The organism is Variovorax sp. 20P10.2.4, from assembly GCF_058244205.1.
The window spans coordinates 1-1,424 of record NZ_JBZAYE010001095.1 but is presented as its reverse complement, the minus strand read 5'-3'; the positions used below and the strand labels follow the sequence as shown (position 1 = coordinate 1,424).

General features: G+C 71.1%; 2 protein-coding genes. Both read left to right on the top strand.

All coding sequences use genetic code 11. From position 1 onward, the window contains the following. Nucleotides 1-110: 110 nt before the first annotated feature. Entirely contained in the window at nucleotides 111-1,088 is a 978-nt protein-coding gene (locus tag AC27VN_RS41380; RefSeq protein WP_490880499.1) for a VWA domain-containing protein, read from the top strand. Between the two features lie 16 nt (nucleotides 1,089-1,104). Further along, nucleotides 1,105-1,424: adenylosuccinate synthetase (locus AC27VN_RS41375; RefSeq protein WP_490880498.1), on the top strand; the 320-nt coding region annotated here is incomplete at its 3' end.

Below are 1,424 nucleotides of genomic sequence, written 5' to 3'. Positions count from 1 at the left end.
CGGCGGCCTCGCGCGAAGCCTTCGGCGCGCCCCGGTTCATTGCTTTCGATCCCGCGCCGCACGGCGGCTGACGGCTTTTTCTTCTTCTCTCTTCACGACGAGGAACATCCATGGGTTACGGAAACTATTCGCACGCCGCCCACGCGGCCCTGGTCGCGGACCGCGCCGCCAAGTCGGGCGCCGAGGTCTTCGCCCAGACCGCCACCCATCCGCTGATGGACCCGCGCGGCCTCAAGGTGCGCGAGGCGCGCGACAACGCCGACCATCCGAACTCGCTGGGCATCGTGTTCGCGCTCGATGTCACGGGCTCGATGGGCGACATCCCGCAGACGCTGGCGCGCCGCGAGCTGCCGACCTTCATGAAGCTCTTGACCGACTGCGGCGTGGCCGATCCGCAGCTGATGTTCATGGCGATCGGCGACGCCACCTCCGACCGCGCGCCGCTGCAGGTGGGCCAGTTCGAATCGACCGCCAACCTGATGGACCAGTGGCTCACCTGGAGCTACCTCGAGGGCGGCGGCGGCGGCACCGGCGAGGAGAGCTACGAGCTGGCCTTCTACGTGATCGCGCAGCACACCGACATGGACTGCTGGGTCAAGCGCAAGAAGCGCGGCTACCTGTTCGTGACCGGCGACGAGCTGCCCTACCCCGCCGTCTCGCACCACCAGATCGAGGGCCTGGTCGGCGAGAAGCTCGACGAGGACATCCCGATCGAGGAGGCCATCGCGGCCGCGGCCGAGACCTGCCACCTGTTCTTCCTGATTCCCGACGCGCAGCGCCGCCGCCGCTGCGAGCCGCGCTGGCGCGAGCTGCTCGGCGACCACGTGATCTGCATGGACTCGCCCGACGACGCCTGCGCGGTGGCCGCGGGCATCGTCGCGCTGACCGAGAAGGCCGTGCCCAGCCTCGACGAACTCGGCCGCGTGATGGCCGCGACCGGCAGCGTGGACAAGGCGCGCATCAACGGCGTGCTGCATGCGCTCGACGGCTATGCGGCGCTGCTCGACCCGAACAAGCCGCGCCATGCGCCGCCGAGCGCCGCCGCGTCGGCACCGCGCTCGTCGTGGTGGAAGCGCCTGTTCGGCTGACCCCGCCGCGCGCGTCGTGAGCACCGGCGCCACGCGCTATCTCTCGCTGCTGGGCCTGGGCTTCGGCGACTGCGGCAAGGGCCTCTACACCGATCACTTCTGCGCCGCGCTGCGCGCCCACACCGTGGTGCGCTTCAACGGCGGCGCGCAGGCCGGCCACAACGTGGTGCGGGCCGACGGGCGCCATCACACCTTCTCGCAATTCGGCGCCGGCAGCTTCGAGCCCGGCGTCGCCACGCTGCTTGCGAGCGCGGTGGTGGTGCATCCCACGGCGCTGCTCGTCGAGGCCGCCGTGCTGCGCGACAAGGGCGTGCCCGATGCGCTCGCGCGCCTGCG

What these genes read in the sequence shown, in the direction of transcription:
- AC27VN_RS41380 (WP_490880499.1), top strand. Translation starts at nt 111, where the DNA reads ATGGGTTACGGAAACTATTCGCACGCCGCCCACGCGGCCCTGGTCGCG.